Genomic DNA, 24,386 nt, shown 5'->3' with positions numbered 1-24,386 from the left:
TGTTATAAAAGCTACTTGCCTGACGCACGCAAGCCGCTGGTCAGACACCAGCAATCTAATCTACACTGACCCATGTACTAACGCAAATCATATTTCCGGCGTGTCAGGTTGACACACCGGAAATCATGATTCATTCAGCGCGTCGGGTCACTCATCCTCGTCGGTGCCGTTCGCGGCGACCGCCGCGGCGGCGATCTGCGCGAGCTTGGCCTTGATATCCGGCGAGGAGCCCTGCGGCACCTGCACATCCGTACCGCGGCCGTGCTTGTTGGTCTTGATGAACGGATCGCCACCCTTGAGCGCATACGGATCGTCGTAATCCGCGCTGACGGTCGGCTCGTCATGCAAGATGAACCCGCGGCCATGGCAGGTCGGGCACTCCTCGGAGAACGCTTCGACCAGGCCCTGGCCGATGCGCTTGCGCGTCATCTGCACCAGACCCAGCGACGTGACCTCCGCCACCTGATGCTTGGTGCGGTCACGCGCCAGGCATTCGACCAGACGCCGCAGCACCAGATCGCGGTTGGCGGGCATCACCATGTCGACGAAATCGATCATGACCATGCCGCCGATATCGCGCAGACGCAGCTGGCGCGCGATCTCCTCGGCCGCCTCCAGGTTGCATCGCGTCACCGTCTCCTCAAGGCTCTTGCCGCGGCCGATGAACCGGCCGGTGTTCACGTCGATCGTGGTCATGGCCTCGGTGCGGTCGATGACGATCGACCCGCCGGAAGGCAGGTACACCTGACGCTCCATGCCCTTCCTGAGCTGCGCATCGATCTGCCACTTGTCGAACACGTCCTTGCCCTGATGCTCGGACGGATCCCACTTGGACAACTTCTCCTTGAGATCGGGCGCCATCGTGTCGAGGTATTCCTCGATGCGCTCGTACACCTTGTCGCCCTCGACGATTAGCTCGCCGAAATTGTCGTTGAAGATGTCGCGCACCACGCGGATCGCGACGTCCGGCTCGCCCTGCAGCAGCTTCGGCCGCTTGCCGTGCCAGAACTCCTCGCGCTTGGCGTTGATGCGCTCCCACTGGCGGACCAGGCTCTCCAGATCCTTGACGATCGCCTCCTCCTTGGCACCTTCGGCCGCGGTGCGGATAATCACGCCCATGTCCTTCGGCGCGATCTTCGAGACAATACCCTTGAGGCGCGAACGCTCGCGCTCGCTCAGCTTGCGGCTCACGCCGGTCATGCCGCCGGACGGCACGAGCACCAGAAAACGCCCGGCGAGCGTGACCTGCGAAGTCAGGCGAGCGCCCTTGTGGCCGATCGGATCCTTGGTGACCTGCACGAGCACCGGGTCGCCAGATTTGAACGCCAGCTCGATGCGGCGCGGCTGCCCTTCGAGGCGGGTCGCGTCCCAGTTCACCTCACCGGCATACAGCACGCCGTTGCGGGACTGGCCGATGTCGACGAACGCCGCCTCCATGCTCGGCAGCACGTTCTGCACGCGGCCGAGGTAGATGTTGCCGACCGTGGCGACCTCCTGGATGTCGGAGACGTAATGCTCGACGAGCACGTTGTCCTCGATGACGGAGATCTGCGTGTGATGGCCGCGTTCGCGCACCACCATGAGACGGTTCACGTGCTCGCGGCGCGCGAGGAAGTCCTGCTCGACCAGCTGGCTCTGACGGCTGCGCTCGCGGCGGTTGTCGCGGCGGCGCTGCTTCTTCGCCTCCAGTCGGGTGGAGCCCTCGACGTCGGTGATCTCGTCGATGTACTGCTGCTTGCGCGAGCGGCGCACGGTCATCTCATCGTCACCCTGCTCGTCGGACGCGCGGGAGCGGCGACGGCGACGGCGACGGGTGACGTTGGAGTCATCGTCTTCTTCCTCGTCGCGTGTGCGGCGGGACGACGGCTTGGCCGGCTCGTCCTGCTGCGCCGCGGACTGGCTGCTGTCCGACTCGCCGTTGCCGCGGCTGTCGTCGGCACGGTTCTGACGGGAGCGACGACGGCGACGGGATCTCGTGCCCGAATCCTCGGAGGGCTCCTCGTCGTCGACCGGCGTATAGGAGATGCCGTCGAGCTCCAGGTCCTCCTCGATCTGCTCCACTTCGGCGGCCGCACGGCGCTCCTGCGCGTTCAGGCGACGGTTGCGGCGCGACGAACGCACCGGCTCGTCGGCCTCGCCGGATTCGTCACGGCTGCGGCTGTCGTCGGTATCGAAGCTGTCGACGCGCTCGATGTGGCTCAGACCGTCGATATCGCGACGGGAGGAAGCGCTCTTGTCCTTGTCCCCCTGCGCACCGTCACGTGACACACGACCATTGCGCGAGCGACGGGACTTGCCACCACCGCGGCTGTCGCGGTCGTCATCCTCGCGGTCGTCATCGCGCGCGTCGCGCACGATTCCCGGCACGGGCAGCACCGGCTCCTGGAACAGCACGGACGTCATCGCGTGAGCGCGCGGCGCAGGTTGCGGCAGCGTGCTAACGACATCCAGGGCGCGGGACAGATCGGCGGAATCATCGCGGACGATGATATCGGTGCCGGTATCGACGCCGAGGTCGTCATCCGACGGCTCGCCCGGAACGGCCGGCGAAGCGTCCTCGCGCGAGGAGAACATGGCGGTGCGACGACGCACGCGGGTGCGCCGGGGTTCGGCCTGATCGGCGTCATCGTCATGGCGCTTCGTCGCTTTCGAGGAGCGCGACGCGGACCGAGACTTGCCGTCGGCCTTGGCGTGCCGCGCATCATCCTTCTTTTCGGAATCGGCCGATGCGGCGGTCTCCGGCTCGTTGGCCTCCGGCGATTCGTCGGCCGCCTTCGAGCGGCGACGACGGGGAAGGGGCTGCTCCACCACGGGTTCCGCGAACAGCGGAGCGGAATGGTCCTCGACCTTCAGCGCGACCGCGGCACCGGCGGCACCGGCGCCACGAACCACGCGGCGGCCACCGCGGCGACGACGCGGCGCCGCAGGCGTTTTATCGGCCGAATCAGGCGACTGGGCCGCATCGGCGTGGGTAGGCTGCTGTTCTTCGGTTTCGTCACGACTGAAACCGTTATCGTTCACACTAGGCACGATACTCCTCACGACGTGCTGCACCACGTCGCACACTCATGGCCTCATGCGGTCTCACACCACGCTCTCACCGTGGCCGCGCTACGCTTGCGCCCGCAGGAAGCAAATCCGTTAAAAGTCCGTGTGCGTGCTTCGGCGGACACCAGCGCTCGCGCATCTTCATGCATGCGAGGGGATCGACGCCTTTCACGCTCAGGTGGTTTGCAGAACCACCATCTTTAAGTATGGCACACAATTTGACCGGCCATGACCATCTCACCATATTCAACGTTCTTTTGGCGTGGCGACAACGCCCAGCCCATGCTTGTACGCAGACGCTTTCGCTCCGCGAACGGTGTCAGGATCCGTATCATCGTCATCGATGCGGACGGCGACGACATCGTCGACAAAACCTGCAGCGCCAACTGACAGCGTTGTGCGGGCAGCCGTCCGCACACTATTCGATGGCACGGATGCCGACATCCGCGCCCGAACCCCGCTCACGCGCGGCCGGTGAGCCAGTCCTCCAGGATGCCGGCCATGGTCGCCAACTCGCTTTCGGCGATCTGCTCGTCATGCTTGTGCGCAAGCAGCGGGCTCCCCGCGCCCAGGTTCACCGCGGGCACACCCAGCAGCGAGAACCGCGCGACATCGGTCCACCCGAGCTTCGCCAGCGGTTCCCGTCCCGTACGCTCACGCACCAGCTTCGCCAACGACACCGCCATCGGCGCGTCCATGCCCGGCCGGGCGGACGGCGACTCGTCCTTCATCTCGATGCCGAAGCCCTCGAACACGCCACCGGTGGCGACATGCTCGCCATTGCCGAGCTCCGCGCCGGCATCCGCGCCCATCATCAGTGCCTTCGCCTGCGGCAGCGTCTTGTCGGGCGCGAACCGGTAGTTCACATGGACACGGCATTCGTCGGGGATGACATTCGTCCCCTTGCCGCCGGAAATCAGCGTCGCGTTCAGCCCCTCGCGATAATCCAGCCCATCCACCGTGATGGTTCGCGGCTCGTAGGAGTTCAGGCGGTTCAGGACATCGGCGGCCTTGTGAATGGCGTTCTCCCCCATCCATGCCCTGGCCGAATGCGCCGCGACCCCGTGCGTGACCACGTCGAACCGCATGGTGCCGTTGCAGCCGCCCTCGATGCCGCAGTCAGTCGGCTCGCCGATGATCGCGAAATCGCCGGCGAGCCAATCAGGATGCGCCTCGGCCACCTTCCGCAGACCGTTCTTCTCGGCCGCAACCTCCTCATGGTCGTAGAACACGTACGTCAGGTCATATTGCGGGTCGACCAGCGTGGCGGCGAGGTACAGGAACACCGCGTCGGATGCCTTCATGTCGGTCGCGCCGCGGCCCCACATCACCCGCTCGCCGGGGTGCGCCGCGGCGACGTCCTCCCGGATCAGCGGGTCGCCGGGCGCCAGCCAGCGCGGCGGGAAGTTGTCGATCACCGGAACCGTGTCAAGGTGCCCGGCGAGCACCACGCGCCGAGGCCTGCCGAGCGACGTGGACGCGACCACCGTGTCGCCGTGCCTGTGCACCGTCAGGTGCGGCTTCGACCGCAGGAACGCCTCCACGGCGTCGGCCAGCGGCTTCTCGTCATCGCTGACGGAATACGAGTCCATGATCTGTTCGAGCAGTGAGGCGAGCGCCTTCTCGCGCGTGCCGGTCGTGTCGCAGGTGATCGGCGCGATCGCCGAGCGCGGGTCAGCACCGGCCGCTGCCATCGTCGTTGTCGTAGTCATGCTGACCATCCTAACGGCAGCACGTCCCGTCGGAGCCCGTTGCCGGGACGGAATGAGACGGCCGAACTCCCCGTCGGCGGCGAGAACAAGCGCGCGACGCGCAGCATGCCGTGCTACCGTGGCTCGCGAGACGGGTTTCGCCTGCGTTATGAGACAGAACCTCGCGAAACACATGCGTATGGCAGTATGGGGTTTGCCAGCAAACGGAAAAGGGATGGGAATATGCCGGGTCTATTAAATGCGATGGAAGGCTTCTGCGTCATCGGCATCGTAATCGGAGTCGGATATGTGGCCGCTCGAATGCGCATAGGCGGGCCGAGCGCCCAGATGGTGCTCAACCGTTTCAGCTTCTTCGTGTCCAGCCCGTGTCTGATGTTCGCAATTCTGTCGAAAGAGCCGATCTTCGAGATCTTCCATTCGTCGATCATCGTGGCGTTCTTCTCCGCTGTACTCGTCGGCGCGCTGTTCCTGGTGCTGAACAAGCTGTTCTTCCACTTGGGGCCGGCAGACGCGACCGTCGGCGCGCTGAACTCACTGTATCTGAACTCGAACAACATCGGCCTGCCCATAGCCACGTACATCCTCGGCAACGGAGCCCTGGTGGCACCGATCCTGGTCATGCAGCAGGCGATCTTCACGCCGGTCGGCCTGACGGTGCTCGACGTGACCACCAAGGGCAAGGTATCGGTCAAGGAAATCCTGAAGCAGCCGCTGCATCAGCCGCTGCTGATCGGCTCCCTGGGCGGCATCCTGGTTTCGGCGATCGACGCGAAGATCGGCTGGTTCCCCGTACCGAACTTCATCTTCGACCCGATTGACATGATCGGGGACTCCGCGGTTCCGATGATCCTGATGGCGTTCGGCATGTCGCTGCACGGCACCAAGCCGCTGCAGCAGAAGGGCGACCGCCCGGCGATCTTCACCGTGGCCGTACTGAAGAACATCGTGATGCCGATCATCGCCTTCCTGCTCTCCTATTTCGTCATGGGATTCCGCGGCGCGACGCTGTACGCCTGCGTGGTGCTGGCGGCGCTGCCGACCGGCCAGAACGTCTACAATTACGCCGCCCGGTACAACGTTGGACTTACGTTCGCACGCGACGGCATCCTGATGAGCACGATGACGAGCCCCATATTCATCGCGGTTATCGCCGCTCTGCTGAGTTGACGCTCTCAGAACTCGCAGATAGGGGGCCTTTTTCGTTAAAAGGCCCCCTATCTGCGAGTTCTGAGAGCGTGCGATCAGTCGTCGGCACGCCAGTCGGTGAGATTCAGGCTGGCGGCGACACGGTTCGAGGCGAATGCGCCGACGGAGACCAGCGCGTAACACAACGCTATGCCGCCAAAGAAGCTGAGCAGCGTGGCGGGCTTGGTCATGGATGCGGCGAACAGCGGGAACATCAGCAGCATCGAGCAGCCGCCGGCAACGGCCACCACCGTGTTGAGCGGGGTCAGCACCTCGATGAAACGCGCACGGTTCAACGTTTTCACGTCCGTCCCCTCCAACACCAGCATGCGGTATTCGGAAACCTGGTCGTAGACGCTGCCCGCTTGCATCACTCCGGAGCTGACGGCCGCCAGCACGGCCGCGAATCCGAGCGTCAGCAACCCTCCGGTGCCGATGTCGCGGATGAAAGCCAGTCCCGGTTCGGGTACGCCTTCGACAGGCGCGGTCGACGATGCGCCGATGAACCCGCAGATCGAGGTGATGCCAGCGATGAACACCGCCAGCGCGATGCCCGACACATTGCGCCATGCCCGCTTGGGATTGTCGAGGATGCGCCGCATCGCGATCATCGTGGCGGCGTCCTTAGGGCGGCGGGACCGCAACCTCGCCCGTGCGGTCACCACCCATGAGCCGATCAGGTTCACTAGAGCGAAGCACAGCGCGATGAACCCGATAATCACCGCATACATCGTCACCTCACCGTAATGCAGCAGGCCCTGCGGGTTCTTGAACAGCACGATCGCGGCCACCAGCACGACCAGGAACACGATTACGCGCCACTTCGTGGGCAGCGGCTGGGCGGTCCGAGCGGTGACGCCCAGCGGGGTGATGGCGACCCGACGCAGCGTCAGCAATGCGGAGATCAGCGCCAGGACCGTGACCACCACCAGCACGACGATCAGCGACAGGGATCCTACCCACAACTGCTCGAACGTGAACCTCTGATCCTGGAAATTCAGCAGCATGATCAGCGGCATGATCGCGAAATAGCCGACGATGCCGATCAACGCGCCGATGAGCGCCTGTCCGGCGGCATCCAACGCGGTCAGTCTGGTCACCTGACTGGTGGTGGCGCCCGCGAGGCGCAGTGCCGCCAATCGCGCGTCCCGCCGCGATGCCGCCAATCGCGCCGCCGAGCCGGCGAGCGCCACGAACGGCACGATCAGCAGTATGCAGGCGAAGGCCGCCAGCATCACGTACGTGCTGGCGTATTGCGCCCAGTCGTGCTGGTCCTTGAGCCGTCCGGCCCACACCGCCCATGTGCCCGGCGCGCAGGTCGACCTGTCAATCAGGCATTTCAGCGTATGGTCGGCGGACGCGCGCCAGATGAACCCGTGCACGCCGCCCAGCACGGTCAGGAAGATGGCCGTCGCCGCCGCGAACGCGACGATGGCCAACGCCGATGTGTGGCCGGAACCGCCGCGCCGGCCTGGGCGGTGGAACAGCCGCCATAGTGCGAACGTGCTCATTGGGCGCCTCCTGCGGGAACTGCCGGGTGCAGCGAGACTGAGGGTGGTTCAGCGCTCTCGGGCCGCCCCCAGTCAGCCTGCGGATGCCGAACCCCGCCAGCGGGGGCAAGGCCGGCTTCGGCCGTCTGGCTGAGGCGGCCGTCCTGCATCGTCATCGTGCGGCCGCAGAAGCCGGCGACGTTGGGATCATGAGTGACGATCACCACGGCAGCGCCATTATCACGCGCGGCTTCCATGAGAATGCTCATGACCTCGCGGCCGGTGGCCTGGTCGAGCGCGCCGGTCGGCTCGTCGGCGAAGACGACCGCCGGCTGTACGGCAAGCGCGCGGGCGATAGCGATGCGCTGCATCTGCCCGCCACTCATCTCGCCGGGCCGCTGCGAGGCCAGCTGCCGCAAACCCAGCCGTTCCAGCCACAGCATCGCCGCATCGGTGGCGGAACGGTAGTCGGAGCCGTCCAGCATCATCGGCAACGCGATGTTCTCCACCGCCGGCAACTCGGGCAACAGCTGTCCGGATTGGAACACGAAACCGAACGCACCGCGGCGCAGTTTGGTCCGGTCCGCGTCGCTCATCGCGGTCAGATTCGCGCCTTGGAAGGTCACCGTGCCCGACGTCGGGCGGATGATGCCGGCGAGCGCGTGCAGCAGCGTCGACTTGCCGGAACCGGACGGTCCCATCACGGCGACCGTCTCGCCGGGAGCCAAGTCGAAGTTCACGTGATTGAGCGCTAGCGTATGCACGGCGGGCATGGCGTAGCCGGTTCCGCCGGCCGCATACGGATGGGGGCCGCCGGTTCCGGCGCCTCGCGGCATCACGCCGGTGACACTGTGGTCCGCCTGCACACGGGCCATGCCTGCGGTGTAGTCCATGACCAGGTCACGGGCCTCGATCACCGGTGTCCACGACTGAGACCGGGCGCGGGACTGAGATTGTGATGTTGCTGTGTTCATGCCTCCGAGATTACGCAGGCGGCACGCGACCGGCCATCGGGCGGCGGTATGAGCCTTGCGGCGAACCGGTTCTCCCCTCATCCGGAAGGATTAGGGGAAGAGAGTGGTGGCACTACCCTGAGCGCCCACAGGGCGTCCGTGATTGCAGGGCCCGAAGGTCTGTCGCGAAGCGAGACTAAGGCCCCCAGTCGCTCGTCTGCGGTACGGCTCGGCAGTCGTGAATATATATTGCATTATATCATGTAGTACTATGCGTAATATAATGCATATTTTGTTGTGATTAAGGTGGTGACTTACATGGACATCAAGGAACGTGCGGAGGCGTTACGAGAGATCTCCACGCCGGGCTCTCGCATCGGGTTGACCGAGTTGTCCCGTTCGAACGCATGGCGAAAGGCGCTGGAGCAGCGGGGATTGCTGGAAATCGTCTACCGCGCCGACACAGCCGGCTATCTGGTGTCCGTGGACTCTCTCAACGAGATGCTGGATGTCATCAATGCGCTGGAATCCGAGGTCGAACGCCTCACCATACAGCAGATGTTCACCGCCCGAGGCGATAAGGAACAATGGGAGACCGGCTCCGAACTGTCACAGTCGGCGCAGGAAAGCCTGAAGCGGCGCAAGGAGAAGATTCACGCGTTCCTTGATGGCGGTCGCTGATGGCCGCCGACTACGCATTATTGGAGCAAGCCATTGCCATCATCTCGTCCGTCCGCGGTCTGTATATGGATCCGGATGCACTTGCGGATGATGTGATTCTTCTGGCATATATCTGGCCCGACGAAGGCGAATTCAAGATGGCGGTGGCCAGAGTTCACCGAACCCTGACACAGCTCGTGGAGGGCAACGTGGAAGGAAGCCCTCTCAAGTACGGTTTCAGTGGGTGGCGTTCCTTCCACTTCCAACATCGACGAGGCCAACAGTCGCGCGCCGACACGCGCATCGTGTATATGCCTCTCGACACGGGAATTCGCGTCAAAGGATTCGCAAACCGCCACCTTCCATCCGACATCTACCAGCGTTTGGCGCAACTGCAGTAACCGTCACGAACACCGTGCGGCAGCGGCCAGCGCGTGCAGGCGCTCGGCGAAGCGCGGCCAGTCTGTGCGCATCGCGGTCAAGAGCTTGCGGTCGGGCACTTCGTCGATCGGCACCCATTCGATTTCCATGCTCTCGTCATCGTTCGCCCGCGGCACGACCCGGTGACCGGGCTTCTCGAACGCGAAGACCGTGGTGTACGCCCATGGCCCGTGATCCTCACGGTAGGACCCGACCACCTCGATGTCTTCGGGCGTGATGTTCGCCTCCTCGTAGCTCTCGCGCAGCGCACCCTCGATCGGGCTTTCACCGTCGGCCGTCGCGCCGCCGGGAATGCCCCATGTGCCGCCTTCCGCGCTCCACGCGGCGCGATGCTGCATCACCACGCTGGTCACTTCGCCGCTCTTGGGGTCACGCCGCGCGAGCAGCACGCCGGAGGCACCGTTCAATCCCCAGTGCTTGCGCCGGCATGCGCAGTCGATCCAGCCGTCGCCGGGCTGATGCACGTTCTCCTTGGGCGGCACGACTCCGCTGCCTCCGGTCTTGTCTTCGGGCGCCGATTCCCCGCGGGCCACGTTCCACAGGTCGGTCCAGTCCACGCCGAGCTTGACGACGAGTCGGCGAAGCAGCGGCAGACTGATACCGATGATGCCGTGCGGGTCGCCGTCGATGCCGTCGATGAACGCGCCGCCGAAACCTTCCAGCGTAAACGATCCCGCGACTTCCAGCGGCTCGCCGGTGGCGATGTATCGTTCGATGTCGCGGTCGCTGAACTCGCCGAACCGCACGACGGCATGACTCGCGCCGCGCTCGACGCGCCCGGACGCGAAGTCGATCACGCAGTGCCCGGTCCACAGCTCGCCGGTGGCGCCGCTCATGCGGTGCAGTCGCTCACGCGCCACCTCGACGCTGTGCGGTTTGCCGTAGCATTCGCCGTCAAACAGGAACATCGAATCACAGCCGACGATCAGCGGGCCGCTGCTCGCCCGAGTGAGCCCCGGCTGCATGGCAATCACATTGGATATCGGCTCGGTGACGGTCGGCATGTCCACGCCGGAGAAGTCACGGGTCATCGCGATCGGCGCCTTCGAATAGTCAAGCGGAGCGCCACTCTGGCGAGGTATGTCCGCGACGTTCATCTCGCCGCGAAGCTCCGCGGCCTGCAACGGGTACGCGATCACGCGCTCGCCCGTCGCGCTCGCGGCCGCGTCGGCGACATCGCGGTACGCCTGATGCACGGCCTGCGCTTTGGCCTCGGCCAAAATCATCACGCGCTGTTCGACGTTCAGCTGGTCAACGGTGACGCCGCGCCCGGCGGCGGCCTTTTCCAGCGCAGCCGGCTCATCGACATGGGACACGCGGATGGTCGGGCAGATGCCGGCCGCATACAGCACATCCCGGCGCGGCTGGGACTTCGACGCCAGAATCATCGGAATGGACATGATCGTCACCTTTCTTTTGCCGCCGCACCAGCTGCCGCATCACCCAACCGGCAACTTCGCGCTCCCCTCATCTCCGGCCCGAAGAGCGGGCGAGGAGGCACGTGCGGTATTCCTACTTACGCTCGACCTGCACGCCGACCGTGTCGATGGGCAGGTGCAGCACCTTCCAATGGCCGGAAGCCAGCTGTTCCGCCGCGACCTCATCGATGTCCGCCACGGCGTCGCCGTGATGCAGCACCAGCACGCACGGGCCGGCGCCGGACACCATGGCGGCGAAACCACGGGAACGGAACGCCTGAATCAGGTCCCATGACGGCTGCATGAGCCCCTTGCGATACGGCTGGTGCAGGCGATCCTGCGTGGCAGCGTACAGCAGCGCGTTCGGCTCTTCGCCGGACGCGAGCGCGCGCGGGTTCATCGCCGCGGCCATCAGCGCCACGCGCGACACGTTAAACACCGCGTCGCGATAGGCGACCTCGCCGGGCAGCGCCTCGCGCGCCTTCTCGGTGGACAGTTCGTAGTCGGGCACGAACACGGCCGCCGTGACGCCCGGATCGACCGCGTACTTGACCGTGTGGAAACCGCCGTGCAGCGGGTCTCCACCGGGGATCGGCACCGAGCCGACCCCTTCGGCCGTGTCGAAGTTCCATGAGACGGTCATGCCGCCGTACACCGCCGGCGCCACGTTGTCGGGATGGCCTTCGATGGCGGCCGCCAGCTCGAAGATGGAATCGCGGTTGAGCCGGTCCTCCTGCGCGAACGCGGCAGCGGCGGCGATGCCCGCCACGATGGCTTCGGCGGACGACCCCATGCCGCGCGCCTGCGGGATGTTGTTGTGCGCTTCGAGGATGAACCCGACCTTGCCCAGGCCGAAGGTCTGGCATGCCTTGCGGAACGTGGAGACGACCAGATGGGTCTCGTCACGCGGCAGCGTGTCCTCGCCCTCGCCATAGATCAGCACTTGCGCGGCGCGATTGGACGGGTCACGGCTGAGCGTGAAGGTGAGTTCGTCATGATAATCGAGGGCGAGGCCGACCGTGTCGAAGCCGGAGCCCAGATTGGCGCTTGTAGCCGGCACGCGGACCTTGACCTGTGTACAGATTGGTTCCATGATTCCTTGATTCAGCGATTCCGCCCCCGCAGACGGGGAGGGGAGCAAACGATAGTGAGATCGGGGTGGTTTCGCGGAAACGCCGCGAAACCACCCCCAGTCGGCTTTGCCGACAGCCCCCGACAGCGGGGGCAGGCAACCGTATGACTAGTCGAGCACGCGCAGGATGGACGGCTCTCCGGTGACGAAGTCCAGCGTGCGGACGGCTTCGACGGTCTCACGCAGCGTGACTTCGTCGGTCAGATGCGTGACGATGCGCAGCTGCTGGATCTCGCCGTCATAACCAGGATCAGTCATCGTCGGCTTGAGATCCTGATTGACGCCGTTGATCGACACGCCGTGGTCGGCGAACTCCTTGGCGATGGCGGCGAGCACGCCCGGCTTGTCGTGGATGAGGAACCGCACGGCGAACGCGGCGCGGCTGGCGCTGACCGGCGCCTTGGGCAGCTCGTGGTACATGGGGATGGACGGGCCGGTGCAGCCTTGAGCGATGTGGCGGGCTTCGGTGACCACGTCGCCGACGACGGCGGAAGCGGTCGGAGCGCCGCCCGCACCGCGGCCGTAGAACATGAGGTCGTCGGCCGCCTCGGCCTTGACGAACACGGCGTTGAATGAGCCGTGCACGGATGCCAGCGGGTGCGATTCGGGAATCAGCGCCGGGTAGACGCGCGCCGACACACCGGCCTCGCCGTTCTCCACGACGGCGAGCAGCTTGATGACCTTGTGCTCGGCGGCGGCCGCGGCGATGTCGTCGGCGGTGATCTTCGTGATGCCCTCGACGCTCACGTCATCGATCGTCACGTTGGTGTGGAAGCCGAGCGTGGCCATAATCGCGGCCTTGTTGGCCGCATCGTAGCCTTCGATGTCGCCGGTCGGATCGGCTTCGGCGTATCCCTTGGCCTGGGCGTCCTTGAGCACGTCATCGAACTGTAGGCCCTTGGTGGTCATCTCGTCGAGAATGTAGTTGGTGGTGCCGTTGACGATGCCCAGCATGCTGGTCACCTTGTCGCCCGCCAGGGATTCGCGCAGCGGCAGCAGGAACGGGATGGCGCCACCAACGGCCGCTTCGAAGTAGATGTCGACGCCCTTGGCCTCGGCCGCGGTGTAGATTTCCGGTCCGTACTTGGCAAGCAGCGCCTTGTTGGCGGTGACCACGGAGGCTCCCGACTCGATCGCGGCCATCACGAACGTGCGGGCCACTGTGGTGCCGCCGATCAGCTCGACGACGATGTCGGCGTTGGTGGCGACCTTCATCGTGTCGGTCGTCAGCAGAGACTTGTCGATCCAGGGGAAGTCCACCTCATCGGGATCCAGGCAGGCCACGCCGACCAGCTCGATCGGACGCCCGATGCGGGCGGCGAGTTCGTCCTTCTGCTCCACCAGCAGACGTGCGGCCTGTGATCCGACGGTTCCCGCTCCCAACAGTCCGACGCGGATGGGGTTGTCATTCAGCTGTGCCACGGATTTCCTTCCTTCAGCGGTGTTTGGCGCGCCCGGCCGCCACTCCCCGATAGAGGGTCGCCGGGCCGGCGTCACTGTGTACCATCCTACGGAATGAATCCGACACGCCGCCCGTCAACGCCCCGGAGGCCGGATCCAGCTCCCAATGGCCTCGTTTCCCTTGGCTTTCCACTATGTAGCAGCGCCAACGACACGCCGAAGTAAAGTAGATTTACAAATTAACGCCGTAAACAGAGAAATCGTGAAACACCAGCTTCTCGTAAGGCTGAGCCCTTATACACCCGCCATGTTTCCTGCCTATTTAGCAAATAATCTTAACGAAACACGGGCCTCATATCGTAAAAGTCACGTACCATTGTTCATTGAAGCGGCGTTGCTGACATACTCGCGAGCGTCCGATCCAATGGTGGGATGGTACGCGAACGGGAATTGTGGCGGAAGAAAGCGCCGCCCGTATCCTCAGAGGGAGGTTGGAATGAAAGCATATATCCAGCGCCTTGGTCGCGCTCTTATGCTGCCCGTTGCGTGTCTGCCTGCTGCAGCACTCTTCCTGGGCATTGGTTATTGGATCGACCCGAGCGGTTGGGGTGGCAGTAACGTCGTCGCTGCCTACCTGTGCAAGACCGGCGGCGCGATCCTCGACAATCTGGGCCTGCTGTTCGCCGTTGGTGTCGCCATCGGCATGGCTCGCGACAAGGACGGCGCCTCGGCACTGTCCGCACTGGTCGGTTTCCTGACCGTCACCACGATCATGGGCTCCGCGTCCATGTTCCTTGGCTTCGACGCCACCAAGGTCGACACCGAGCACCCGGCATTCGCCGCTGGCGCCATCGGCAACAAGAACGTGTTCTTCGGCATCCCGGTCGGCTGCGTGGCAGGTGCGCTATACAACAAGTTCGGCAAGACAAAACTGCCGGACTTCCTGGCGTTCTTCTCCGGCCGCCGTTGCGTGCCGATCCTGACCGCCGCGGTCATGTCCATCATCTCGCTGCTGTTGCTGTTCATCTGGCCGGCCGTCTACGGTGCGCTGGTCTGGTTCGGCGAGTCCATCATGGGCCTCGGCGCCGTCGGTGCCGGCATTTACGCCTTCTTCAACCGTCTGCTTATCCCGACCGGTCTGCACCACGCACTGAACAACGTGTTCTGGTTCAACCTTGCCAACATCAATGACATCGGCAAGTTCTGGGGCAGCGCCGACCCGGCCAGTGGCGCGGTCATCGCCACCGGCGGCTTCCACCCGTTCGGCGTGTACGTCACCGGCATCTACCAGGCCGGCTTCTTCCCGATCATGATGTTCGGCCTGCCGGCCGGTGCACTCGCGATCTACAAGAATGCCAAGCCCGAGAACAAGAAGGCCACCGGATCCCTGATGCTCGCCGGTGCGCTCGCCGCGTTCCTCACCGGTGTCACCGAGCCGCTGGAGTTCTCCTTCATGTTCGCCGCCTTCCCGCTGTACGTGGTGCACGCGCTGCTCACCGCCATCTCGGTGTTCATCGCCGCTTCGTTCCAGTGGATCGCAGGCTTCAACTTCTCCGCAGGCTTCATCGACTGGTTCCTGTCGCTGAAGGTTCCCGCAGCTCATATGCCGTGGATGCTTATCGTTCAGGGCCTCGTCTTCGCGGTCATCTACTACTTCGTGTTCGACTTCATGATCAAGAAGTTCAACATGAAGACCCCGGGCCGTGGCGATGACGATAACGACGATGCCTCCTCCGCAGCGTTCGACACCGCGACCTCGTCCACCGGTGACAAGTACGCCGACCTCGCCGGCAAGCTGTACGCCGCTCTGGGCGGTCACGACAACATCACCGAAATCGAGAACTGCATCACCCGTCTGCGCATGGGTGTCGTGGATTCCTCGAAGGTCGACGTCGACGCCATCCGCAAGACCGGCGTCCCCGGTGTCAAGGTGATCGACAAGAAGAACGTCCAGATCATCGTCGGCACGCAGGTGCAGGCCGTGGCTGACGCTCTGTCCGCCCTGTACGGCAAGCCCGTCATCGGTGGTGGTTCCCCAAAAGCGTGACGGCAGCCCCCGCTGCCGCTGCCCCCGCCCCCAAGGTGAAAGCCGCTGACAACGCGGTGCTCGCCCCTGTGGACGGTGCCATCAAGCCGATCACGGAAGTGCCCGACGAGACCTTCGCCGCCAAGATCCTTGGCGACGGATTCGCCGTGGTTCCCACGTCGGGTCGTGTGGTCGCCCCGGTGGCCGGCAAGATTACCACGGTCGCCCAGGCCAAGCATGCAGTGGGCATCACCACTCCCCGCCGGAGTGGAAGTGCTCGTGCACATCGGCGTGGATACTGTACAGCTCGCCGGATCCCCGTTCACGATGATGGTCAGCGAAGGCCAGCAGGTGAACGCCGGAGACGCGCTGGTCGACGTGGACTGGAATGTGGTCAAGTCCGCTGGAAAGCCCACCGACGTGATCGTCGTGTTCACCAACCCGGCCAAGATCGATAAGCTGTCGATCACCGCCAAGGGTGCGGTGGCTACCGGCGCTCCGATTGGCACCATCGTCACCAAGTGATTCGGTAGACACAACCACAACAAACAATAAGGAGTCCTCCCTGATAGCCGGGGAGGACTCCTTTTTTGAGTTCTACTGCTTTTTGCTTTTATATCTTGCCGCTGGCGCTGAACGGTCAGCTCTGATCCAGATCCAGCAGGTCGTCAATGGTCTGGCGACGGATCATCACATGTGCGCCGGCTTCACTCACGGCGACCACGGCAGGAATCAGCGCCTGATTGTAGTTGCTCGCCATCGTGCGGCCGTATGCGCCCGTCACCGGCACGGCGAGGATGTCGCCGCGCCTGAGGTCGGCCGGAAGCCTGTCCTCGTGCACGATGATGTCGCCGGACTCGCAATGCATGCCGACTACGCGCACCAGCATCGACTCGTCCGACCCGCGACGGTTGGCCAGCCGGACCGTGTAGTCGGCGCCGTACAGCGCTGGACGAATATTGTCGCTCATGCCGCCGTCCACCGACACGTACACGCGCTCATCGATGGGATTGCCGGTCTTGTCTTTGGCGTCGGACAGATGCACCGGCTTGATCGTGCCCACACGATACAGGGTCACGCCGGCCGGGGCGACGATCCATCGTCCTGGCTCGAAGCTGATGGCCGGCGCGGGCACACCGAGCGCACGGTTGATGGCACCGACCGCTTCGGCGAGACGACGCAGCTCGACGCGCACGTCCATCGAATCCTCGCCGTCGGTGTATGCCACGGAGTAGCCGCCGCCCAAGTCGACCTCGGGCAGCGTATAGGCGTCGGTGGCGTAGAAAGTCTTGCGCAGCAGCATCATGCGCTTGGCGGCCTGGATGAAGGCGTCTGCGTCATGGATGTTGGAACCGATATGAGAGTGAATGCCGACGAGTTCCAACTCGTCGGACCGTGTGAGGATGTCCTTGAGCACGGCCAGTGCCGGCCCATCCGCCACGGTTTCCATCGCGGCGGCGAGCGCCTTGTCCTTTTCGGGGATCTCCTCGTGGCTCAGGTCGTACGGGTACTTCACGTCGTAGTGCAGTTCGCGCTCGGGCTTCGCGTTCCCGTCACCGGCATCACCATCGCGTTCGGCGATGTGCGCGTTCGTAACAGCCGGCGTCACGCCTGCTGGATCAGCCGTGAGTTCGTCCAGTACGCTGAGCGCGTCCTGCATCGGCGCCGGCCGGCAGCAGCGGCACGCCGAACTTCTGATCCTCATGCGCGGTGGAGATGTATTCGTGGCCACCGGCGTGAATGCCGGCGGTCACGCGCAGCATCACGCGGGCACGCTTGCCGAGTCGTCGCGCGATGGCGGCGATGCGGGCCGGCTCACCCGGCTCGTCCACGACGATTTTCGCAAAGCCCTGCTCGATGGCGAGTTCGATTTCCGCGTCGGACTTGTTGTTGCCGTGCAGCACCAGACGACGGCCGGGGACGCCTGCGGCGAGCGCGATGCGCATCTCCCCCATAGAGCATGTGTCGACGAGCATGCCTGCATCGGTCACCAACCGCACGACTTCTTTGGAGAGGAATGCCTTACCGGCGAAACTCACGTGCGTGGTGGAGTTGGTGAAGGCGTCGGCCGCCGCGCGCACGAAATATCTGGCGCGGGCGGAAACTTCGTCAGTGTCGATCAGATACAGCGGGGATCCGAACTCGTCAAGCAGCGACTCGGCGGTGCGCCCGTGGAACGTCAGGGCGCCTTCGGCATTCACTGCCGTCGCCACCGGCCAGATGGGGGTGATACCTTGCGTTCCGTCCACACGCACAGCAGATCCAGTCATTGCTCCTCTTTCGCTCAGGGCTTGCCGCTTTTCCTATTACTGTGCCATTGTGCCAGAACCGGCACCGTGATACCACTTCCCGACCATAAGGCGGAGGCTCGGTCGGAGAGTACCTGAATGAGAACCGCCCCCAGTCGCGCTACGCGCGACCAGGGGCAGCCTAGGTCACATCTTGTCGGGGGCGGTGACGCCGAGCAGGTCGAGACCGGAGGCGATGACCGTGCGCACGGCGTCGTTGAGCTTGAGGCGTGCGGCGGCACGTGCCGGTTCGGGGTTCTTGGCGATGCGCAGTGCCTCGCGAGCGGCGTCATCCAGACGCTCCTCGGGGTCGGTCAGCGCCATCGGAACCACGCGCTCGACGTTGTACCACTTGTGGTAGGCACCGGCCAGGTCCTCCAGATAGTGCGCCACCTTGTGCGGGGCACGCTGGTCGCCGGCCAGAGCCAAAGTCGCCGGCCACTGGGCGAGCGCGGCGAGCACCTCGCCGTCCGCCTCGGTGTCAAGCAGGCTCAGGTCAGCGCCTTCGGTACCGATGCCCGCAGCGGCCGCGTTGCGGTCCACATTGCAGGAACGCGCGTGCGCATACTGCACGTAGTACACCGGGTTCTCATTGGAATGCGAAGTCAGCAGATCCAGATCGATATCCACCGACGTGTTGTAGTCGGTACGGGCCAGCGAGTAACGGGCCGCATCCACGCCAACGGCCTCAACCAGATCGTCGATGGTGACGACGTTGCCAGCGCGCTTAGACATGCGTACGGGCTTGCCGTTCTTCATCACATTGACCAGCTGGCCGATGAGAATCTGCATGTTCACGCCCGGCTCGTCGCCGAAGGCGGCGCACATGGCCATCATACGACCGATATAGCCATGATGGTCGGCGCCGAGCATGTAAATCGCCACGTCGGCCGGATCCACAGCGCGGTGACGCTTGTTCCAGTAGTAGGCGATGTCGGCAGCGAAGTAGGCGAAGTCACCGTTCGACTTGATGATGACGCGGTCCTTGTCATCGCCATGCTTGGTGGATTCAAACCAGGTGGCTCCATCCTTCTCGAAGATGTCGCCGCGACTGCGCAGCTCCTCAATCGCGCGGTCGACTTCTCCGTCCTTGTATAGGTTGTTCTCGTGGAACCACACGTCGAAGCGGACTCGGAATTCCTTCATCGAGCGCTGAATCTCGTCGAACATCATCGGCACGGCACGCTTGCGGAACTCCTCGCGCTGCTCGGAATCGCCCTCGCCGAGCGGGTTGCCGTCCTTGTCGAGGCCGCCGTCGACGCGCGGCAGGCCCAGCACATCCACGCCATCGGCCTCCGCCTCGGCGATCACGCGGTCGGCGATCTCGTTGATGTACTTGCCCTTGTATCCGTCAATGGGCGTCTCCTCGCCGTGCGCGGCTGCGACCAGGGACTTTGCGAAACGGTTGATCTGCTCGCCGTGATCGTTGAAGTAGTATTCGCGCACAACCTTGGCACCGTTGGCCTCCAGCACGCGGGCCATCGAGTCGCCGACGGCGGCCCAACGGGTGCCGCCGATGTGAATCGGGCCGGTCGGGTTGGCGGAGACGAATTCCAGGTTGAGCGTCTTGCCGCCGAGGTGCGCGTTCTTGCCGTAGCCTGCGCCATCGGCCAGCACCTTGTCGACCACCGCGGCGGCGGAGGCGGAATCCAGCGTGATGTTGATGAAGCCGGGCCCCGCCACCTCGACGGTCGAGATGCCGTCGGCGGCGGTCAGCCGCTCGGCGAACAGCTCGGCCAAATCGCGCGGCTTCATGCCGGCCTTCTTGGCCAGCTGCATGGCGGCGTTGGAGGCCCAATCGCCGTGCGCGCGATCCTTCGGGCGCATCACGGCGAATTTGGCGGTTTCAGGAATCAAATCGTCGGTCAGGGTACCGGCTTTTCCGGCGGCGACCAGATCGTGGGCAATGGTTTCAATCAGTTCACTAAGCGCTTCAGGACTCATTCTCCCTAGTGTACCGGGCACTTTGACAGCGAACGTCCGGTTCATGCACCGACGCGGGATCGGCCGGCGTCACGCCTGGGAGCGATCGTCATCGTCCGGCGACGAGAACGGTTCGGGAAGCCCGTGATATGACGAACAAGCCTGCTGCAACGGCGTGATGTTCTCGCCGAGCAGTCCGCTGACGCCGTGGCGCAGCAGGCCGTTCGCGGCATCGTATGAATCCACCGAGTCGACATATACGGGAATTCTGCGCAGCCGCGCATTCCGCAGCAGTCTTGATGTGACGTCCCGCGCGCGGAACACGACGAAGTCCATGGCCTCGCCGCGCATTCCACGGAACATGGGATGCTTTCGCTGCTTTCCGCCGCGCTTCGCCGTCACTTCGCGGCGTACGGTCTCGACCCGCGCGGCCCCGTCCATGAACCGCGCTTCGCTCGTGCCGTCATCATCCCATTGCGTCAGATCGGGCCTGCCGCTGGCGCACAGGCCTACATGCCACTGCGGACGCATGCTCTTGAAGACCATCACCGCATACGGATTGGCCGACATCACCATCAGATTGCCGGCGTATTTGGAATCCTCGACCACACGCACCACGGCATCAGCCACTTTCCGGGCATACCGCGCGTCCGTCTTGATGTCCAGCAGCAAGCCGAACCGCCGCTGCCCCGGACGTGACATGGAAGCGTCGTCCAACGCCTGACGCAGCGTGGGAACCGAATACCGCATGCCGCGTTGCTGCATGATCATGCGCTGCAATGCGGACAACGGCATACTGTTCACCAGCACGTCGCGACCGCCCGCGTCCAGACGCCCGGTTCTGCGGTCATGGAACACCACGGGTATGCCGTCTTTGGTCAGCCGCACGTCGATTTCGGCGAAATCGGCGCCGTTCTGCTTTGCGGCGCGAATGGAAGCCAGCGAGTTCTCGGGAGCATGCCGGGTGTCGCCACGATGCGCGATGACGATCGGGCGGTGCTGTGGCGACGCCAGTCCGATCGCATCGAACACCCAGCCGACCACATGCGTCGTGCCCATCACCAATCCGGCAAGCATGGCGATACATGCCAGTACGGAAACCACCGCCACAACGGATTCGGACAGCCGTCCTCGTCCTTCGCGCCCGTGCATCTCACACCCCGCTTCCATATTTCGCCGCGCGACATAGTCGCGCCAACGCCATTGGTGCAGGTCATCATAGGCCGCGCAGCTGTGTTCGGGGCATTCGAGGGTAAGAATCAGGGTGATCCGCGTCACTCCTTCACCACCGCATCACATATGCGGTGGATTGGCCGGAGATGATTTGGAAGACACGTTTGATGACTCTATATAGCGTGTCACGTGTGAACCGCCCCAGTCGCTTTGCGACAGCCCCGCCAGCGGGAGCGTTGGCCGCACTCCCGCTGACAGGGGGCTGTCGAGCGGAGCGAGATTGGGGGCGCTCCCAAAGCGTCCGTAAGTGCGCGCCGAAACGACAAGTGCGCGAACATATGGACGCAAAAGGCCCGATTTGCGTCCGTAAGTGCGCACGGTCGTCGTTTCGGCGCGCACTTACGGACGCAAATCACCTTCATATACGCCACATCCGACGGAACCATCAGCATCGGCGCAACATGGTTATGCAATACGACTCACAGCAGTGAGCCTCCATCATGCATCTGGTGGAGGCTCACTGCTACGGCTTTGGTTGAAGGCGGGTTACTGTTCGGATTCCCCGCGAACCGTCACAGAACTGCGATGGCGTCGATCTCGACGAGGGCGCCCTTGGGGATGTCGTTGCCGCCGATGGCAACGCGGGCGGGCTTGACGGAGCCGATGAACACGTCGGCGTACCGGGCATCGACTTCCTTGAAGTCTTCGACGTTCTTCATGTAGATCGTCGCGCGCACGACGTGCTCGATGCCGGTGCCGGCCGTGTCGAGAATCTGCTTGATGTTCTTCAGCGCCTGGGCGGTCTGCTCACCGGCGGTGTCTCCGGCCAGTTCGCCGGTCGTGGGGTCGATGCCCAGCTGGCCGGACACGAACACGAACCCGTTGGCCTTTACCGCCTGGCTGTACGCGCCCAGCGCCACAGGTGCCTCCGACGTGGCGACCGCTTCCATCTTCTCGCTCATGACTCCTCATTCCCCGCGGGTATCCGCGATTATTGTCTGCGTTGCGACGCGCTTGTGCACGCTTACCGTGTAATAAATATACCTATGCCGCCCATCCGGTGATGCGTACATGTACGCACAATGGACAGGCGGCATGAAAAATCGGGGTCATCGTCGAAGGAGTAGGCGACGATGACCCCGATATTCACTCGTTCACGCCGATCCGGAGCAATGATGCGACCGGATCAGATGGTGCGCCAGGCGATACCGCTGGGCGCCAGTTCGATGCGCTCGATGCGACCGTCGCCGCGCTCCACATACGTGGACTGCGCGCGATCCGTGTTGTTGACAACGCAGTAGCAACCCGACTTGTCGAACACCGCGACCTCGCACTCGGGGTTCGACGAGCTGTATGCCGCATACTTGCCCTCGTTGTGGGAGGCCCAGAACAGGGCACGCTCCAGCAGACGGGCGTTCGCGGCCGAGTAGGGCAGACCGGAGACGTATACGCCGCGGCCCTTGCCATACTCGTTGACCGCGAGCTGCACCTGACCGCCGTCGGCACGCAGCAGCGTCACGTCCTCGTTGACCGGGAACGTGTTCGCGATCGGCTCGCCGAAGTCGATGCCGCCAAGCTCGCCGATCGCCTGACCGCCGCCGCAGCCCGACAGGGGCTTGCGGTATCCGGCGTCGAGGAAGCCCTGCAGCACACCTTCGCCCAGATGCACGTCGGCGGTGATGAAGTGCTCCGGCGTGACGGCCGGGAAGTACTTGTCCACCGACAGCGTCTGGTGACGCTCCTCGTCCACACCCAGCACATCGGCCAGCTGGAAGAAACGACCCTGGAACTGCTGGGCGCTCGGCTGGCCCACGCCAATCAGGGCGCCGCCGCCGTGCACCCAGGCACGCAGCGTCGCCGCAAGGCGCGGCTCCTCGGCCCACACCGAGCCACCGGAGAACGCGGTGTCGACCGGGCCACCGGTCACGATCACGTCGATGTCGTCGGCGACGCCATGCTCCAGCACATCATCGAAGCTGATGAACCGCACGTTCACGCGCATGCCCGACAGCGACTCCAGAATGCCGTAATACGAATACGTCTGCTTGTTCGGCAGCGCGTGGGCGACCGTGTAGGCCATCCACGAACGCATCTTGCCCCAGCAGTTCAGGATCGCCACGTTGAGCACGCCGCGGGCCGCCTCGCCGTCGGTGCGGTCGTGGATGTCGCGGAACTCATCCGAGATGTGCTCCACCGCGTCCACGAACTTCGGGAACTTCGCGGCCAGCGACAGGTATCCGCCGTAGCCCATGCGGGCGATCGGGGAACGCAGGATGGCACGACGGGCCTTGCGCCAGTTGTCCCATGCCTCGATGCTCGGGTCGTTGCCCTCGTAGAACGTGTCGGGGAAGAAGTACGGCAGGAAACGACCCTCCGTGTACTTCACGCCCGGGATGTCCGCGATCATGCGGGTCGTGGTGCCGTCACCGATCGAACCGACGACAGCATCCAGGCCCAGATCCTCGAAACCATCCTTGTACGGCTCGGTACCGATCCACTGGTCACCCAGGAACATCATCGCTTCCTTGCCGGCCTCGTGCGACAGCGATGCGAGTTTCTTCACGTTCGCGCGTACGAAATGGCTCAGGAAGTCGATCCAGTCGCGCTGCGGCTTGCGCGGCACGCGCCACGCGGAGTTATAGGCGCCGCCATCTACGAAGTCTTCGGGACGCAGGCGGTAGCCGTACTCCTTCTCGAAGTCGTCGAGCGCGGCCGGGCTCACGGTGCAGGCGCATCCGAACCAGTCCACGACCTTCTCGCGCTGCTTCTGGTCGAACAGCAGCGTGAACTGGTAGAAGAACGTCGTGAAACGCACGACATCCACCTGCGGGTTGTCCTTGAGCCACTGCTCGAACGTGTCGAACACGAACTTGCGCGTCGCCGGGTGGTAGATATCGAACGGAATCTCGTGCTCCTTGTCGCCCCACCCGTTCGTCAGGTGGTTGTACATCTCGACCGGATCCCAGATGATGTACGCGAGGAACGAGACCGTGTACTCGTGCATCAGTTCCGCGCCGAAGACGTGCACTACGCCCGCTTCGGCGTCCACGGTCCACTGCTCGGTCGGCACCACGGCGCCCGTCGAACGGTCCACGACTTCCCAGTACTTGTGCGGGTCGGCGTCGAAGTTCGGCTTGAGCTGCTCCTCGAAGAAACCGTCCATCAGAGACACGTCCACCGTGTCGCTCTCCGCCAGCGCACGCTTCGACAGCAGGTACACCTGCGGGGTCTCGTCCATGTGCAGCGTGATCCACTCGTTGTGCGCGCGGGTCGGGAAGTAGGCCGTGTAGACCTTCATACCCAGCGCCACGACCTCGTCGTCCAACTGCGTGCCATCCGAGTTGCGAACCGCGTCGGCACCCCACAACCGGGCCAGTTCCGCGGTCTTCTCCGCGAAGTTCGATTCACTCGGAATCGTAAAACGGCCAGAAGTTGACATCAATGTTCCTTTCTGTGCTCTGGAACGTTTCTTCTATTTTGTCTGCCGCGGCGTTATCGCAACGGCAAGACATCCATTATATCCATCGTACCGGCAA

At 64.1% G+C, this 24,386-nt stretch carries 15 protein-coding genes and 2 pseudogenes; 5 read left to right on the top strand and 12 right to left on the bottom strand.

All coding sequences use genetic code 11. The features are described from left to right. Positions 1–147 precede the first annotated feature (147 nt). Complete coding sequence (locus BBBF_RS01280) at positions 148–3,030, bottom strand: Rne/Rng family ribonuclease (RefSeq protein WP_033510220.1); 2,883 nt, start codon at positions 3,028–3,030, stop codon at positions 148–150. 479 nt (positions 3,031–3,509) lie between these two features. After that, positions 3,510–4,760, bottom strand: coding sequence for a succinyl-diaminopimelate desuccinylase (dapE, locus tag BBBF_RS01275; RefSeq protein ID WP_017143209.1), 1,251 nt, complete (start codon positions 4,758–4,760; stop codon positions 3,510–3,512). Between the two features lie 222 nt (positions 4,761–4,982). On the opposite strand from dapE, the gene BBBF_RS01270 reads away from it, so the two are divergent. Next, entirely contained in the window at positions 4,983–5,927 is a 945-nt protein-coding gene (locus tag BBBF_RS01270; protein ID WP_003811702.1) for an AEC family transporter, read from the top strand. Positions 5,928–6,001: 74 nt separating this feature from the next. On the opposite strand, the gene BBBF_RS01265 is transcribed toward BBBF_RS01270, so the two are convergent. Then, entirely contained in the window at positions 6,002–7,456 is a 1,455-nt protein-coding gene (locus BBBF_RS01265; RefSeq protein WP_003811699.1) for a transporter, read from the bottom strand. Continuing rightward, entirely contained in the window at positions 7,453–8,409 is a 957-nt protein-coding gene (locus tag BBBF_RS01260; RefSeq protein WP_206112907.1) for an ABC transporter ATP-binding protein, read from the bottom strand. Before BBBF_RS01260 ends, BBBF_RS01265 begins: the two co-directional genes overlap by 4 nt. A gap of 297 nt (positions 8,410–8,706) precedes the next feature. Between BBBF_RS01260 and BBBF_RS01255 the strand changes: the two genes are divergently transcribed. Continuing rightward, positions 8,707–9,069 (top strand): hypothetical protein, encoded by a 363-nt coding sequence (locus BBBF_RS01255; protein ID WP_022173438.1) that lies wholly within the window; start codon positions 8,707–8,709, stop codon positions 9,067–9,069. Further along, positions 9,069–9,449, top strand: a complete 381-nt coding sequence (locus BBBF_RS01250) for a hypothetical protein (protein WP_003811691.1) — start codon at positions 9,069–9,071, stop codon at positions 9,447–9,449. The genes BBBF_RS01255 and BBBF_RS01250 overlap by 1 nt, the downstream gene beginning before the upstream one ends. 3 nt (positions 9,450–9,452) lie before the next feature. Here the strand turns inward: BBBF_RS01250 and BBBF_RS01245 are convergent, their stop codons facing one another. The 3 genes from BBBF_RS01245 to BBBF_RS01235 form a co-directional block, all read right to left on the bottom strand. Next, positions 9,453–10,889 carry a Maf family protein gene (locus BBBF_RS01245; protein ID WP_003811689.1) on the bottom strand — a complete coding sequence of 479 codons (1,437 nt, stop codon included), beginning with the start codon at positions 10,887–10,889 and terminating at the stop codon, positions 9,453–9,455. Positions 10,890–11,001: 112 nt separating this feature from the next. Then, entirely contained in the window at positions 11,002–12,000 is a 999-nt protein-coding gene (thrB, locus tag BBBF_RS01240) for a homoserine kinase (RefSeq protein ID WP_003811687.1), read from the bottom strand. A gap of 147 nt (positions 12,001–12,147) precedes the next feature. Beyond that, positions 12,148–13,461, bottom strand: a complete 1,314-nt coding sequence (locus BBBF_RS01235; protein ID WP_013389478.1) for a homoserine dehydrogenase — start codon at positions 13,459–13,461, stop codon at positions 12,148–12,150. Positions 13,462–13,936: 475 nt separating this feature from the next. Between BBBF_RS01235 and nagE the strand changes: the two genes are divergently transcribed. Continuing rightward, a complete protein-coding gene (gene nagE, locus BBBF_RS01230; RefSeq protein ID WP_021648296.1) occupies positions 13,937–15,487 on the top strand; it encodes an N-acetylglucosamine-specific PTS transporter subunit IIBC in 1,551 nt (516 codons plus the stop codon). Continuing rightward, positions 15,484–15,991 (top strand): annotated as a pseudogene (locus BBBF_RS10695) (PTS sugar transporter subunit IIA). Before nagE ends, BBBF_RS10695 begins: the two are co-directional and overlap by 4 nt. A gap of 115 nt (positions 15,992–16,106) precedes the next feature. Here the strand turns inward: BBBF_RS10695 and BBBF_RS01220 are convergent. The 5 genes and pseudogenes from BBBF_RS01220 to gnpA all read right to left on the bottom strand — a co-directional run bounded on the left by BBBF_RS01220 (position 16,107) and on the right by gnpA (position 24,289). Further along, positions 16,107–17,736 (bottom strand): annotated as a pseudogene (locus BBBF_RS01220) (diaminopimelate decarboxylase family protein). Between the two features lie 165 nt (positions 17,737–17,901). Beyond that, a complete protein-coding gene (gene argS, locus BBBF_RS01215) occupies positions 17,902–19,698 on the bottom strand; it encodes an arginine--tRNA ligase (RefSeq protein ID WP_021648301.1) in 1,797 nt (598 codons plus the stop codon). 69 nt (positions 19,699–19,767) lie between these two features. Continuing rightward, positions 19,768–20,955: a glycerophosphodiester phosphodiesterase gene (locus BBBF_RS01210; protein WP_231855229.1), complete on the bottom strand. Its 1,188-nt coding sequence runs from the start codon at positions 20,953–20,955 to the stop codon at positions 19,768–19,770. 467 nt (positions 20,956–21,422) lie between these two features. After that, entirely contained in the window at positions 21,423–21,812 is a 390-nt protein-coding gene (locus BBBF_RS01205; RefSeq protein WP_003811675.1) for a Rid family detoxifying hydrolase, read from the bottom strand. 224 nt (positions 21,813–22,036) lie between these two features. Beyond that, complete coding sequence (gene gnpA, locus BBBF_RS01200) at positions 22,037–24,289, bottom strand: 1,3-beta-galactosyl-N-acetylhexosamine phosphorylase (protein ID WP_035139411.1); 2,253 nt, start codon at positions 24,287–24,289, stop codon at positions 22,037–22,039. Positions 24,290–24,386: the final 97 nt, after the last annotated feature.

Origin of the sequence: Bifidobacterium bifidum ATCC 29521 = JCM 1255 = DSM 20456 (genome assembly GCF_001025135.1) — a bacterium.
GTDB classification, from domain to species: domain Bacteria; phylum Actinomycetota; class Actinomycetes; order Actinomycetales; family Bifidobacteriaceae; genus Bifidobacterium; species Bifidobacterium bifidum.
The sequence above is the reverse complement of the archived record's forward strand: the minus strand, read 5'-3'. Positions and strand labels throughout refer to the sequence as shown.